This window comes from Vibrio sp. MA40-2, assembly GCF_047302445.1.
Lineage (GTDB): Bacteria > Pseudomonadota > Gammaproteobacteria > Enterobacterales > Vibrionaceae > Vibrio.
The window spans coordinates 501990-517047 of the sequence record NZ_CP178627.1; the positions used below are offsets into that span (position 1 = coordinate 501990).

13 protein-coding genes are annotated in these 15058 nt (G+C 39.8%); 12 read left to right on the forward strand and 1 reads right to left on the reverse strand.

Annotated elements, in window-relative coordinates; all coding sequences use genetic code 11:
- Positions 1 to 54: 54 nt before the first annotated feature.
- The 11 genes from ACLKML_RS02095 to ACLKML_RS02145 all read left to right on the forward strand — a co-directional run bounded on the left by ACLKML_RS02095 (position 55) and on the right by ACLKML_RS02145 (position 11897).
- Complete coding sequence (locus ACLKML_RS02095) at positions 55 to 1116, forward strand: aldose epimerase family protein (RefSeq protein WP_413283438.1); 1062 nt, start codon at positions 55 to 57, stop codon at positions 1114 to 1116.
- A 102-nt stretch (positions 1117 to 1218) separates the two neighbouring features.
- Positions 1219 to 1959, forward strand: a complete 741-nt coding sequence (locus ACLKML_RS02100) for a sulfite exporter TauE/SafE family protein (protein ID WP_317715637.1) — start codon at positions 1219 to 1221, stop codon at positions 1957 to 1959.
- A 141-nt stretch (positions 1960 to 2100) separates the two neighbouring features.
- Positions 2101 to 3348 carry an AGE family epimerase/isomerase gene (locus tag ACLKML_RS02105; RefSeq protein WP_413283439.1) on the forward strand — a complete coding sequence of 416 codons (1248 nt, stop codon included), beginning with the start codon at positions 2101 to 2103 and terminating at the stop codon, positions 3346 to 3348.
- A gap of 332 nt (positions 3349 to 3680) precedes the next feature.
- Complete coding sequence (locus tag ACLKML_RS02110) at positions 3681 to 4541, forward strand: class II fructose-bisphosphate aldolase (RefSeq protein WP_317715635.1); 861 nt, start codon at positions 3681 to 3683, stop codon at positions 4539 to 4541.
- Between the two features lie 319 nt (positions 4542 to 4860).
- Entirely contained in the window at positions 4861 to 5391 is a 531-nt protein-coding gene (locus ACLKML_RS02115) for a TRAP transporter small permease (RefSeq protein WP_317715634.1), read from the forward strand.
- 11 nt (positions 5392 to 5402) lie between these two features.
- Positions 5403 to 6692, forward strand: coding sequence for a TRAP transporter large permease (locus tag ACLKML_RS02120; RefSeq protein WP_317715633.1), 1290 nt, complete (start codon positions 5403 to 5405; stop codon positions 6690 to 6692).
- Positions 6693 to 6774: 82 nt separating this feature from the next.
- Positions 6775 to 7824 (forward strand): TRAP transporter substrate-binding protein DctP, encoded by a 1050-nt coding sequence (gene dctP / locus ACLKML_RS02125; RefSeq protein WP_317715632.1) that lies wholly within the window; start codon positions 6775 to 6777, stop codon positions 7822 to 7824.
- A 198-nt stretch (positions 7825 to 8022) separates the two neighbouring features.
- A complete protein-coding gene (locus tag ACLKML_RS02130; RefSeq protein WP_413283440.1) occupies positions 8023 to 10029 on the forward strand; it encodes an alpha-glucosidase in 2007 nt (668 codons plus the stop codon).
- Positions 10030 to 10242: 213 nt separating this feature from the next.
- Complete coding sequence (gene nrtS / locus ACLKML_RS02135) at positions 10243 to 10479, forward strand: nitrate/nitrite transporter NrtS (RefSeq protein WP_317715630.1); 237 nt, start codon at positions 10243 to 10245, stop codon at positions 10477 to 10479.
- A gap of 78 nt (positions 10480 to 10557) precedes the next feature.
- The gene (locus tag ACLKML_RS02140) at positions 10558 to 11175 is read left to right on the forward strand and encodes a DsbA family protein (protein ID WP_413283441.1); all 618 of its coding nucleotides are present in this window, start codon (positions 10558 to 10560) and stop codon (positions 11173 to 11175) included.
- A 74-nt stretch (positions 11176 to 11249) separates the two neighbouring features.
- Positions 11250 to 11897 (forward strand): peptidoglycan DD-metalloendopeptidase family protein, encoded by a 648-nt coding sequence (locus tag ACLKML_RS02145; RefSeq protein ID WP_413283442.1) that lies wholly within the window; start codon positions 11250 to 11252, stop codon positions 11895 to 11897.
- An 81-nt stretch (positions 11898 to 11978) separates the two neighbouring features.
- Here the strand turns inward: ACLKML_RS02145 and ACLKML_RS02150 are convergent, their stop codons facing one another.
- Positions 11979 to 13964, reverse strand: coding sequence for a U32 family peptidase (locus ACLKML_RS02150; RefSeq protein WP_413283443.1), 1986 nt, complete (start codon positions 13962 to 13964; stop codon positions 11979 to 11981).
- A gap of 547 nt (positions 13965 to 14511) precedes the next feature.
- On the opposite strand from ACLKML_RS02150, the gene ACLKML_RS02155 reads away from it, so the two are divergent.
- Positions 14512 to 14979, forward strand: coding sequence for a YhcH/YjgK/YiaL family protein (locus tag ACLKML_RS02155; protein ID WP_413283444.1), 468 nt, complete (start codon positions 14512 to 14514; stop codon positions 14977 to 14979).
- Positions 14980 to 15058 lie beyond the last annotated feature (79 nt).

Here is a 15058-nt window from a genome sequence, read left to right on the forward strand (position 1 = left end):
AGAACGATAGTTAAACCAACTATCTAGTTAATCATTGATATAAAAGGCAGTGCCATGCAATTTACCGAAACCCAATGGGGAAAAGTACCAGGCCAAGATACACCCGTTAAGCTTTTTACTCTTTCCAACAGCAATGGCATGAAAATATCAGTAACAAACTTTGGTTGTATTGTTACCTCTATCCAAGCTCCGGATAGAAATAACCAGATAGCAGATATCGTTCTGGGCTACAAAACGTTAGACAATTACCTACAAGGCCATCCATTTTTTGGCGCTATTGCTGGCCGATATGCCAACAGAATTCGAGATGGTCGATATTCTCTAGATGGAAAAGAATTCCAATTAGAGACCAACGAACCCTCCACCCAGCAACATTTGCACGGTGGAACTAAAGGGTTTGATAAATATGTTTGGGATTATGCTATTGAACAAAATGAGCAACAAATACTCATTCATTTCAGTCGCGTATCGCCTCATGGAGAGTCTGGTTACGGAGGCACACTTAATGTTGTGCATACCATTGGATTAGACCGACACAATCAAGTTCACTACAACTTCCGGGCGGTGACAGATCAACCCACCGTTATAAACCTAGTTAATCATAGTTATTATAATCTAGCGGGTCACGATTCAGGTAGCGTCGATAAACATAAATTGAAAATATATGCCGATTTCTACACCCCTGTGGATGAAAAATCGATCCCGACAGGCGAGTTATTATCCGTGCAAAATACTGGACTAGATTTCACTTCCACGACCAGTATTGAGGAAAATATGTCCCTAATGCCACATGGCTGTATTGATCACAACTACGTCTTACACCAAAGAAATAAGCACAACGGCTACTCTATCGCGGCTGATCTTTACGAACCAGATAGCGGTCGGTTAATGACAGTATTGACCACTCAACCTGGCGTTCAGTTCTACAACGGTTGCAAATTATCTAATAAGCCTTGGATTGCCCGCAATGGATACCGATACCAAGCATTTGCTGGTTTATGTCTAGAAACACAGCACTTCCCAGATAGCCCGAACCATGCTCACTTTCCTAGCACGCGTCTAGATCCTGGAGACGTTTATGAACAGAAGACCATTCATCGTTTTAGTGTCAAATAGCCTAGCACTAATAAACTGATATTCAATCGGGAAAAAATGCGTCCCTAACGACAAACCGTGTTCAATGTTTAAACCTCTTTGGCCGATTTTTTAAGGAATCTAATGGACAGTACAATTATCATCATCTCATGCATCATTTTACTTGGTGGTTTTACCCAAGGGCTAACTGGCTTTGGGCTTGCTTTAGTATCGGTGCCTCTGCTGTCTATGACCATCGACGCTAAAATGGCCGTACCAATTGCTGGAATTTTCGGTTGGATAGTGACATGGCCTATCGTTTGGAAAATGCGGCATCATGTTCAATACCGTGCAGGATTAATTTTAGTTGCAGGCTCTGTACCTGCCTCTTTTATCGGCGCAAAATTACTTGCTAGCCTGCCCTCTTCCTACATTTTAGTTAGCATGGGTGTAGTGTTGATCATCTCTAGTCTGCACTCAATGCGCTCATCCAAGCCCTTATTTAATAAAACCTCGGTTCCTGTAACGCTTGGCGCTGGATTTGCGTCTGGTGTATTAGGAGCAAGTGTTGGAGAAGCGGGACCACCTGTCATTGCTTACACTTCAATGCAACCATGGACCGCCGACCAAGCCAAATCTACCTTAGCATTCTTTTTCATGCTGCAAATGATCGGCGCTATCGTCAGTTTTCAATACGAGGGACTGATTACCGCAGAAGTAAAACACTATGTCTCTTGGGCTATGCCAGCATTTTTAGTTGGTATGACGGGTGGAATGGTGGGCTATCACCTACTGCAAAAATACAAAATTAATTACCACCATATCGTCCATAGCTTACTTTTTGTTATTGGCTGTGTATTGGTACTCAAAAACATTCATTTGTAATGGCTACAAGCATGTTACGACATAAAAATAAAGTCATATATATTAACAACTTACCGATTAGTAACTTATCGATTAATAATCAACAAATTTAGTTGCTATGAACTCTATCGAATTATTTGTTTTAAAGAGAGGAAATATTGTATGAAATGGATTAACACCCGATCGCATAATTCTTGGTTGGAAACAGAAACAGACCGCATTTTTGAATTTGGCAGAAATGCCATTGTGCCTAATGGATTCGGCTGGATAGGCAACAACGGCAATATACGCGAAGAAATGGGAACTCGTTTGTGGATCACAGCCAGAATGCTACATTGTTACTCTCTTGCTGCCTTAATGGGACGTCCCGGCGCATATGATCTAGTGGAACATGGTATTGCAGCGTTAGAAGGTCCACTAAAAGACAAAAAATACGGCGGTTGGTATGCAACAATAGATAACCAAGGCGACGGTGTTTCTGATCCTTCAAAACAAGGCTACCAACACTGTTTTGTGTTGCTAGGCGCAGCCAGCGCTGTGACAACCGGTCACCCTAGAGCTCAAGCATTATTGGATGAAGCGATAAAAGTAGTTGAACAATATTTTTGGAGTGAAGAAGAACAGATGTGTTTGGAATCGTGGGATGAAAAGTTCTCTGAAACCGAAGACTATCGCGGTGGTAATGCAAGCATGCACGCTGTTGAAGCGTTTTTGATTGTATACGACGTAACAAAAGACCAAAAATGGCTAGATCGAGCGCTGCATATTACTGAATTTATGATTCACAAAACAGCCAAAAGTCTTAACTATCGAGTCAATGAACATTTCGATTCAAACTGGAATCCACTACCTGATTATAATAAAGAAACGCCTGCTAGCCACTTTAGAGCCTATGGAGGTACTCCGGGGCACTGGATTGAGTGGGGACGTTTGATTTGTCACCTAAGAGCAACGTTACTTGAAATCGGTGCAGAAGCACCTGAATGGCTGTTGGAAGATGCCAAAGGACTATTTGATGCAACCGTTCGAGACGCTTGGTCTGTGGATGGCGCGCCAGGCTTTGTTTATTCCGTCGATTGGGATGGAAAGCCAGTGGTTAGAGAACGTATTAGATGGACACCTGTAGAAGCTATTGGTACCGCTTACGCACTGTATACTGTTACCAAAGATGAAAAATATCAACAGTATTATCAAACTTGGTGGAATTATTGTCGCACGTACCTAATGGATTACGAAGGCTGTTCTTGGTGGCAAGAACTTGATCCTAATAACCAAGTATCGGCAAAAGTATGGGACGGAAAACAAGATATTTATCATCTCATGCATTGCCTATTAATTCCTAGATTGCCATTAGCACCAGGATTAGCACCAGCGTTAGCGGAAGGGTTATTAGACAAAAATGTAAAATAATGACCAAATATGAAGTTATGTTAATCGCTGATATCGGCCGACTTATTGATATAAATCCATAACGTCTATATAAATAAGTCGAACATATAAATTAACAAGATGGCCACTAAGTGCCATCTTTTTTCGTGTTTTTTTATGCTATTCGTTAAATTTTACCTTCATTTCTTCCTTCAACTATTCTCTCTTTTCTTATTTATTTAAGAATGTGCCCAAACGCTCATTTTTGTCCACTAATGTACATTTATGTCATAAAATGAGTTTTACTTAACATAAATGAACTCGAATAGCTGATAATTTCTACATTAACGAACAAATAAAAAGGACAACTGGTAATGCCTTACTTATCTGGAAAAACAATGATTCAACAGGCGTGGGATAATGGCTACGCAATTGGTGCTTTCACTGCACACAACTTAGAAACAATCAAAGCAGTCCTTCTTGCTGCACAGGAAGAGCAGTCTCCTATCATGATTCAGATAGGCCAAAAAGCTATAAATGAGATGGGGATGAAACCACTACGAGACGCAGTAGACTCGCTTATTCAGCATCACAATATTACTGTACCAATCTGTATTCATCTCGATCACAGCCGTAAATTCGAACAGTGTATGGAAGCAGCAACTCGAGATTTCCAGTCCCTAATGTTTGATGGCTCGGCACTTCCGTTTGAAGACAATATACGCATAACCAAAGCCGTAGTAGAAGTCGCTAATGCGCTTGGTCTTGGCTCAGAAGGTGAAATAGGCAAGATAGGTGGAACAGAAGACGACATCACCGTTGACGAAAAAGATGCCATGATTACAACGGTTGCGGAAGCACTCGACTTTTCAGATAGAACAGGAGTGGATTATTTAGCCGTTTCTATCGGTACCGCTCATGGTGTCTATAAAACAACACCAGAACTTAAATTCGAACGACTATCCGAAATAAAACAAGCTGTAAAAAAACCGATTGTGTTGCATGGCGGCTCCGGCGTACCTGATGACCAAGTACTCGAAGCGGTTAAACGCGGTGTCGCTAAAATTAATGTCGATACTGAATTACGCCAAGGTTTTATTCGTGGAGTCCAGGCTCATTGGGCTTCTAACCCTGACGACTTCATCTTAGCGGATGTCAATAATTCTGGTATTTCATCAATGATGAAAGTGGTTAAACACAAAATCAGATTATTCGGCTCAAATGGCAAAGCATAGTAGCCATTCTTACCGGGGGCCTGCCGCCCCCAAAACGGTTAAAATGTGACACGCAATAGACAAATAATGACAAAAATTGTTCGTTTGAGAAAGGCATCACGGCTTAATAAGCTTCAAATGCTATTATTTTGCTCGATAAAATGAACAAAAAAGAAAATTGGATTGGTCATAAACAGTACAGGAAGTGCTTACCGCGTGAACTAACTATGACAGCGTGAACTGACTATAAAGAATATCAGCAGACACATTTAAGTTAATGCGAAAACATTGAGTTAACAACAAAACCAATGTGCTAACGATAGTTTCGAATGGTGATTATATGTTTAAGGGTATTGAAAACGCATTGAATAAAATCAACGCGCCCATAGCAACATTTACTGCTCAATTTTCAGGTATTTTATTATTAATAATGACAGCAATCGTACTATTGCAAGTTGGTTGTCGTTATATATTTAACATTCCTTTGAGCTGGACCGATGAATCATCTCGCTTTTTGATGATCTACATGACCTACCTTTGTCTCCCTATTGTATATTTGCGCGATCAAAATATTGCAATGACATTTATTACAGACAAATTGAAAGACAAGCGCGTTTACCATGTATTTATGATTGTTGCACACATTGCTGCACTCATTCTGTTCGCAATCTGGATTTATTATGGTTACGCCTTTTATAAAACAGGCGGTGTTATGGCAGATAGTTTGCCTATTCCTATGTACACCATTTATATCATTCCTCCTGTTATGTTGGCGCTCTCCTGCTTAACCGCTTTAGAAAAATTAGCCGCCTCTTTCCACAACCTCATTCACTTTGCTGACCTTGAACCGTTAGCCAAAGTAACAGAATAGGACGCTATATTATGATCTCGCCTATTTTTCTATTTTATTTCATGACATTTTTACTTATTGGTGTGCCGGTTCTATTTGCGTTAGGACTTTCACCAATTATTACCTTTATACAAGATGATCAAGTGTTGTTTATCAACATGCTTTATCAAAGACTTTACTCCGGATTAGATAACTTTCTGTTACTTGCTTTACCATTTTTTATGTTAGCCGGTGAGTGTATGTCCAGTGGTGGTATTACACCGCGAATTATCTCCTTTGCTCAAACTCGCGTTCAACACATGCGTGGAGGGTTAGGCCACGTTGTGATTATTGCGGCAACCATGTTTGGTGCATTAACAGGCTCTTCTGTCGCAGCCACTTCTGCGATCGGCAATATGCTGATCCCTGAAATGAAAAAGTATAAATACGAACCAGCTTATGCGGCCGCATTAACTGCTGCGGCTACGGTACTTGGTACGATCATTCCACCATCAGGCATCATGCTAATTTACGCCTTTGTAATGAATACCTCGGTCGCGGCTATGTTCATTTCCGGTATTGTTCCAGGACTGATTTTTTGTTTGGGCTTAATGTTAGTTAATCGCTTCCAAATTCGTCACTACCCAGAAATACAACCGTTCGAACGTGCATCAAAAGAAGAGCGCCGCAAAAGCATGAAGATGGCTATATTGCCACTGATGACTCCAGTGATCATACTCGGTGGTATTTATGGTGGTATCTTTACCCCAACAGAAGCCGCAGCAGTTGCGGTACTGTATGCCATTATACTGTCTGTTTATATTCTTAAAGTAAGCACAGTAAAAGCAACTTACGCTTTGTTTGCCAAAGTCGCTGTTAATGCATCAGCTATATTAATTATCGTCGCCGCAGCCAGTGGATTTGCTTCTGCTATTAGTTTTTCTGGCATATCGAACAGCGTTGCCGATTTCTTTAACGGCATAACAGATAACCCTTATTTACTGTTCTTTATCATCAACATATTCCTATTTATTGTCGGTATGTTCCTGGATGCAGGTCCGGCAATATTAATCTTTGCTCCAATCATTGCTCCAATCATGATTGCAGCAGGAATTGACCCAGTTCACTTCGGTGTTGTCATGGTATGTAACCTTTCTATCGGCTTGGCTACGCCGCCTATGGGTTTAGTGCTGTTCGTTGCATCCGGCGTGTCAGGCGTACCATTGCAACATATTTCGAAGGCGATTATTCCATTCTTAGCGATTGAATTTTTAATCATCTTCTTAATTTCATTCTTCCCACAATTAGTTATCGGCTTACCACAGCTACTAGGAGTTATGTAACTCGCAGCTATAAACTGCAAATTTAAACGTGAAATAAACCTACAACTTTAAAATAATATAATGATATTTAAAGGATAAAAAAATGAAAAAGACACTACTTGGACTCATTACTACCGCAATGTTAACCTCAGGTGCCGTGGCAGCCGCTGATTATAAATTGACGGTACCTCATGTATCGAACCTAGACAGCTACAATCACCAATCACTTCTGGTTTTCAAAAACTATGTAGAATCACGTTCAAACGGTGCTATCTCTGTCGATATTTATCCATCAGGCCAGTTATGCAGCAACGCAAAAGAATGTCTTGCGGGTATCCAAGCCGGTATGTTTGATTACTTCCAAACCACTATTGCTGAGTTAGCAAACTATTGGCAGCCAATCGGTGCATTTGATTTGCCTTACATGTTACCTAACGACCGTGTCGCAGAGTGCGTTTACGATGACGAAGAGTTTTTGAGCGATATACGTGGCAACATTCTCAAAAAAGCACCTAATTCAAGGTTAATGATGGTATCTAACTCGGGTGGTTGGCGTAATATTGCTACTACCAAAAAACAGGTCAAATCGCCTGACGATCTCAAAGGTTTAAAACTACGTACCGTTCCAGCAAAAATCCAGCAAGAATTGGTTAAAGAGCTAGGCGCGGCGCCAACGCCTATCGCTTGGCCTGAAGTGTATACAGCGCTATCAACTGGCGTGGTAGATGGCACTAAAAACGGTATCGTAGATATTGTACAAAACCGTTTCCAAGAAAGCCTAGACTACATCATTCTTGATGGTCATGCGTATATGGGCGGCGCGTGGGTGTTCAATGACATGAAGTTCAAGTCTTTCCCTGATGATTTGAAAAAGGTCATCATCGATGGTATCGATGCACAAAACCAATATTTACGTTCTTATCCAAAACACCGTGAATATACGGCTTATGAAGAGTTCAAAAAAGCCGGTGGTACGGTTTATAGCCCAACAGACAGCGAAAAACTTGCGTTCCAACAAGCCGCCGCACCAGTACGCGATTACTTCAAAAACACTGCCGGCGCTGAAGGCCAAGTCTGGTTAGAGCGCTTCCAAAGTGAAATTAAAACATGTAATGAAAAAATCGCAGCTGAATACAGCGTTCAGTTCAAATAACCGCGTTATGGTGTTCATCACCCCTCGATATCTGCGAGGGGTGAATCGGTAAAGACCACTGACTACTTGGCCGATTTTTAGTTACTTTTGTTTACCGCCAACATCTAATTATTTACAACCGACATCTAAAAATACAAATAATGTCCAATTAGACCAGAAATTAAATTGTTTCCCCTATTACTCTTTTGGAGCCACAAAATGAACGTATCCTACAACCCAAATGCGCTCGTTGTTACGCATAAGAATCGAACTTTATTAACCCATTCTGCTGAGAATCCTTGTTTATTTTTAGGCACTGGCCAGGCCAACTTTGATATGTATCGGGGTAACTTTGATATTACTGATTACGTATGCGAGCGATTGCCTCTTCGCCAATATACCGTAGAGGAAATGGCCGATAAGTCGGTTGTAACCTTCTATTTTGACAACCAACCAGTCATTAAAATGTTGCTCTCTGAAACCCCAGAGTCTCGGCTTAAAGCGGAGTTTGAAATTATAGATACTAAGTACAACCGCTTTTGGTTACGCGTTGCCGCCACTAAAGAAGAAAAGGTCTATGGCTGCGGTGAACAACTAACTTACTTCAATCTACGAGGCAAGAATTTCCCTCTCTGGTCGTCAGAACCGGGTGTAGGTCGTAATAAAAACAGCTACGTTACTTGGCTTGCCGACACCAAAGATAAAGCCGGTGGTGACTATTACAACACCAACTATCCTCAACCAACGTTTGTGTCCGATCAAAAATCTTTTTGCCACTTAGAAACAACAGCGTATGCTGATTTCGATTTCTCGCATGAAGAATTTCACGAATTACAGTGTTGGGAGATCCCAGAGTACCTCCTTTTTGATGCAGAAGAGTCTTATCCTGCTCTTATGCAGAATATTACCGACGTATTTGGTCGACAACCTGAAATACCAGATTGGGTACTCAACGGGGTTATTTTAGGCATCCAAGGCGGCACCGATATTACCGTTGCAAAAATAGAAGCAGCTAAAGCGGCGGGTGTGGAAGTATCAGGAGTTTGGTGTCAAGATTGGCAAGGTATAAAAATGACTTCGTTTGGTAAGCGCTTGCAATGGAACTGGCAATGGAATGAACAACTCTATCCTGACTTAGACAGTAAAATTCATCAACTTAAACAGCAAGGCGTTCGTTTTTTAGGTTACATCAACCCTTATGTGCTAGAAGACTTCCCTCTTTACAATGAAGCGTTAGCAAAAGGTTACTTAGCCACCAAACAAGACGGTTCAAATTATACGGTTGATTTTGGCGAGTTCTATTGTGGCGTTGTAGACTTTACCAACCAAGCCGCGTGTGAGTGGTATAAAAACGTTATAAAAACTAACTTAATAGATTTTGGCCTCGATGGTTGGATGGGCGACTTTGGCGAATACTTACCAACCGATTGTGCACTAAGCAACGGTGTAAGTGCGGAAATCGAACATAACAAATGGCCTTATCGCTGGGCTAAAGTGCAACACGATGCAATTGAAGAATCAGGAAAAACAGATGACATATTATTCTTCATGCGTGCAGGCGGAACCGGTATTCAAGGTAAGTGCCATACTTTATGGGGTGGCGATCAGTTAGTCGATTGGTGTTTAGATGATGGTCTGGCTTCGGTTATTCCTGCTGCTCTTTCTTCAGGTTTAATGGGCAACGGTATTCATCACAGCGACATTGGTGGCTACACAACCTTGCATGGCTGCAAACGTTCTAAAGAATTATTTCAACGATGGGCTGAAATGGCCGCATTTACACCAATAATGCGTAGCCATGAAGGGAATCGACCAGATGATAATCATCAATTTGATTCCGACGGTGAAACCTTAGCTCACTTAGCCCGTATGACAAAAATATTTAAACATCTAAAACCGTATATAAAAGCGGCATCTAAAGAAAATGCGCAACAAGGCATGCCCATTCAAAGACCGCTATTTATGCACTATGAACAGGACACGCAAGCTTATGAAATAAAATACCAATACTTATTTGGTCGAGATTTGTTGGTTGCTCCGGTTTATAATCAAGGTGAAACGATTAAAAAAGTCTATCTTCCTCAAGACGAATGGGTGCACGTATGGACAGATAAAATCTACACAGGTGGTTGGATAGAGGTTGATGCACCTATAGGGCAACCAGCTGTTTTTTATCGTAAATCATCTAAAGATGTACAACTATTGAGCCAGATAAAACAGTTCTAGTCTGTCATTAGCCAACCAACTCAAATAAAAAACTAATTGAACAGCCTGACATAAAGTCAGGCTGTTTTTTATCGGTCAACAAAGAATAGTTAGTACAACAAAGAGTTATTGATAGAGCAAATAATTATTAACACAGTAAAGAAACAATCGTGATTTTCCGTTATCATTTATACAACTAATGCTTAACCTTAAATTTAAAAGGCTTCCACTCAGATGTCAAAAAGCAAACAGATGCTAGAAATTGCACTGTCAAAAAAAGTAGCGATGAGATCATTCAAAGTCGCACTTGTCGTTGGCGCTAGCTTAATGATAATTAATCATGGCGATGCTTTAATGAATGGCAATATAGATAACGAACGATTAATCAAAATTTTGCTGACTTTTTGCGTTCCTTATTTGGTCTCTACTTATTCTGCCGTTTCCGCAACCATAGAAATGAGCAAAAAATAACAAAACAAATCAACTTGCAGGTTACTTTATTAATAAAGTTTGCTACTTTGACCTATCGTTCAAGAAAAGGAATTTCTAATGTCTTCAAAAACAAAACTTTATTATGTCTACGATCCTATGTGTTCTTGGTGTTGGGGTTATAAACCTACTTGGAATCAAATCGAACAAGCCTTAACGTCAGAAGTCGAGATAGTGTATCTAGTCGGTGGTTTAGCACCTGACTCTGATGTGCCGATGCCGATAGAAATGCAGCAACAAATCGCGTCTTATTGGAAAAAAATTGAAAATTACCTAGGTACAGAATTTAATTACGATTTTTGGCAAAAAAACACCCCTCGTCGCTCGACTTACCCGTCATGCCGAGCGGTTTTAGCAGCACGTTTACAAGATGCAGAACGCCCAATGCTCAAGGCAATTCAGCATGCTTACTATTTGAATGCCAAAAATCCAAGTGATAATGAAATTCTTATACAACTTGCGCAACAAATTGGTTTAGATTCTGACAAATTTTCGGCGGATCTTGTATCAGAACAAACTAATCAAAATTTGCTTAACGAAATTAGCTTTACGCGTTCTTTAGGCAACAGCGGTTTCCCTTCTCTATTTTTAGAAAAAAACGATACAGTTACTGAACTTAAAATTGATTATCAAAACGCCAACAATACGATTAGCCAAGTACAATCGCTGTTAATATAAGTTTCGCTAAACTTAATTTATAGTAAGAAAACTGAATAATATGGCAGGATGCCAGAGCATAACATGGAGTTGACATGTCTGATTTTTCTCATATTTTTGGAAATTATTATCCCAAGAATCAGTGGATTAACATCGACCTTGCAGAAACGAACCCTGACTTAGATTATGACCGTACCGCTGATCCGGATTATTTAAGTCAATTCGTACAATCTCACTTCACCGAGCAACACCATGTTGCCATTGGGGGATATGCTGAAAAACGCGCAACCTATAGAAACGCCGCTCATTTTTCACAATTACCTGAACAAGAGATTCGTTGTATTCACTTAGGATTAGACTTATGGGTAAAAGAAGGAACGGCGATTCATGCCCCGATAGAAGGCATAGTGCATAGTTTCAATTTTAACGACTTACCATTTGATTACGGGCCAACCATTATTCTACAACATGAAATTAACAACCAAACCTGTTTCTGTTTGTACGGCCATCTGTCCAAAGACTCACTCGACAATCTTAAAGTTGGTCAGGTTATCACTAAAGGACAACCGTTCGCTTATGTTGGTGACGCTAGCGTTAATGGTGGATGGTCACCACACCTACATATTCAACTAATAAAAGATATGTTTGAATGGCAAGGTGATTTTCCGGGTGCAACAAGCGCAAAAGACCAAGCTGTCTACCTGGCAAATTCACCAGATCCTAGCTTTTTCCTTGGTCTTTAACCACGGTGTAAAATGGACCATCTAATTGCAACGATTCGATTACTGACTATCTTATTTAGTCAGTAATCGGTAATGGAAACGCTATAACCCTTTTACATATTGGTTATTAACCGTCCCCACAATATTTTGCTGTAGTGGCTGCACACTGTTTTCTTGACGGTGGATAAACTGGTTAAACATAGTAACGAGTTCTGGTTTGTCGACTTTAACGCTTGTATGAGTCTTAATGTCTCTTAGATCAATCATAAAACCCGTAAATAACTCCGGCAATTCATTTACAACATTAGGGTTAAAAACATGTTGGTTGCCATAAATAGTATTGAAATTACCTTTTTGTTTATCAATTACGTACGCAGACTGATTAAGATTAATAATCGACGTGTACTTTTCGCATCGAGGTAAACATCCTCTATTTATTTTCATTTTCTTACAGCCACTGGTTTGTTGGAACAAACACTGACGACTGGTTAGCAAGCCATTGGGATGATAAATACTGTGCAAAATTTGAAAGTTATCAGGACGCACTAAACGCCTCATTTGAATTCTTGTAATCTCATTAGAGATAAACGCCCCACTACAATTAAATTCTTCTTTCAAACATTTTAGCGCATAGGAGTTAGTAATATTCGTTTGTGGCCCGGCGATCCATGCAATGCCTTTTTCTGCCGCTATGTGTCCGACCCCCATATTATTAGTCACCACAAGTGCCGGTGCCACTTGATGTAAAAACTCTTGTGCCGCATCATAATCTTTATCAATCAACACAGATGGAAACCATGGGATCAAGTTGCTATTTTGTTGGAATAATTCAATCAACGTTGTTAATGAACTAGACAACGCATTAGGTAATTCAAAATAGACATCCACATTATTGGCTTGTACTTGGGCAATATCAGCCTCGTTGGCAATTAATACCGACAATCTCTGGTTATCTTCAATTACAGTATGCGGTGTTAATTTAGGAATAGTATTAACGCCACCAGCCTTCAAGCTCAGAGCTTTTACTGGTTCTGAATTGGGCAATAGGTTTTTGGTTTTTTCTTCTACCTTTTGCATTATGGCCGTTTTTTTATCAAATAGATCTTGCTGTACTTTCTTTATATCTTGTTCCGCTGTCACTCCGTAAATTTTTACAAAGTGCCTAGAAGCGTTATCTCTAGGATGATTAATATACATATTTCGGCTGATATCTGACTGCAAATAACCATCTGAAAAATCTCGATTAAAAACCGTATAAAGTTCCGAGGTATCGGTAAGAAGATCTTTGCCATCACAATACGCATCAATTTGTTTGCGCCAATTATCGACCACGGTATAAACGTAGTGCGCTTTCTTGATCCGTCCTTCTACTTTTAACGAATACACACCGGCGTCGGCGAGTTGCTGTAAATCACCGAAAGCGGAATTATCTTTCATATTCAGCGGGTAATCGCTACCTACTTCGGTGGTTTGGTATTGGTCTCGACAAGGCTGACTACAACGACCACGGTTGCCAGAAGCGCCATTGCGAGCCGAACTCATATAGCAAAGGCCAGAAAAGCCAATGCAGTATGAACCATGCACAAACACTTCCATTAACACATTATGCTTTAAGCCAAACTGTGTTAAGCGCTTGATCTCTTTTATGTTTAACTCTCGAGATAAATTCACTCGGCTGACACCCAATTGATGCATGAAGAGGATTTGCCCTTCATTATGAGTGTTTAACTGTGTGGAAGCATGCACATCTAATTGGGGAAAATAGTGCTTAAGAATGTAAGCCAAACCGATGTCTTGCACGATAACACCATCCACTTTGGTATCGACAAGTTCTTTCAGTAATCGAGTAATGGCGGGGATTTCATTTTCTAGGATAATGATATTCAAAGTCAGAAAAATCTTACAGTCATGCTTATGAGCAACCTCTATCACTTGATTAAGGTTATCTAAACTTAAATTCTCAGCTCGATTACGGGCATTAAATCTATCTAATCCGCAATAAATTGCATCAGCACCCGCAACAATCGCTGCTTTTATTGACTCTAAATCTCCACCTGGTGCTAACAACTCAAATTGACTTTTATCCACGATTTACCTACTTTGCAATTTTAGAAGCGGTATTTTACTGTGCTACAAGAAAAAATTATTGTGGCATATCAAATAAAGCTTGATTTACTTAGGTATGAGCGTGTTGTAGATAATATTAAATAGCGATGTCAGGTGTGGTATGTATTTTTATTGTTCACTATTAATGTTTTTATTGTTCACTATTAAATAGATACAGAAAACCCCATCAACGACAAGCGCCAATGGGGTTGTATCTGATCAGTTGTGCGATTCTATACTAGTGCTAAAACCGAAATAACAACGGTTAATGAAAACAAGCAAATACGCCCGATAACACCTAGAGATTGGTTATTAATCATTATTGGTTTCATTATTATATCTCCCATATATATTTTGTATATACATTGTATTACTTTTTACCGAAACTGTCTAGACAGTTTTTTGATCAAGATAAATTATTAGCCAATTCAAAGGAAAACACGGCTCAAGTTCTTTTGTACTGGTGGAAATTCCTGATATGCTCAAGCAACAAATTAGTATCTTTGCTTATAATCAATGAGAGAAAAACATGCATATTGGTAATTTAGATAACCTTAATATATCGTCACAGCTTCATCCTGAACTGCAAAACATCCTCAATATCGTTGCTGAAAAAGTGAAAAATAACGACTTACCAACGGAAAAATTCTTCCTTCAAGATGATGTTTTTGTTCTTCCTTTAGAAGTAACAACAGAAACATTAGACATGAGACGTTCTGAGATCCACCACGACTTCATCGACATTCAAATACTATTGCAAGGTGAAGAGAGATTTGGTTACAGCTTCAAAGGTTTTGAAACGACTACTGACGATCAGTTAGCAACCAATGACGTTGCCTTTGTGGATAATGTTATCGATGAAAAATTCGTAGATTTAAAAGCCGGTGACTTTGTGGTTTTCTATCCTAAGCAAGCACACAGACCGATGGTGTGTATCGATAGCCCGAAAAAAATCAACAAACTGGTCGTAAAAATCAACAAAAGCATTCTTGCTTAGTAGCCGCCAAGCTTAAAGTAATAGCAGACTAGAAATGATTTAGTTAGGTTATTTATAACCTAACTAATACTCACATGAT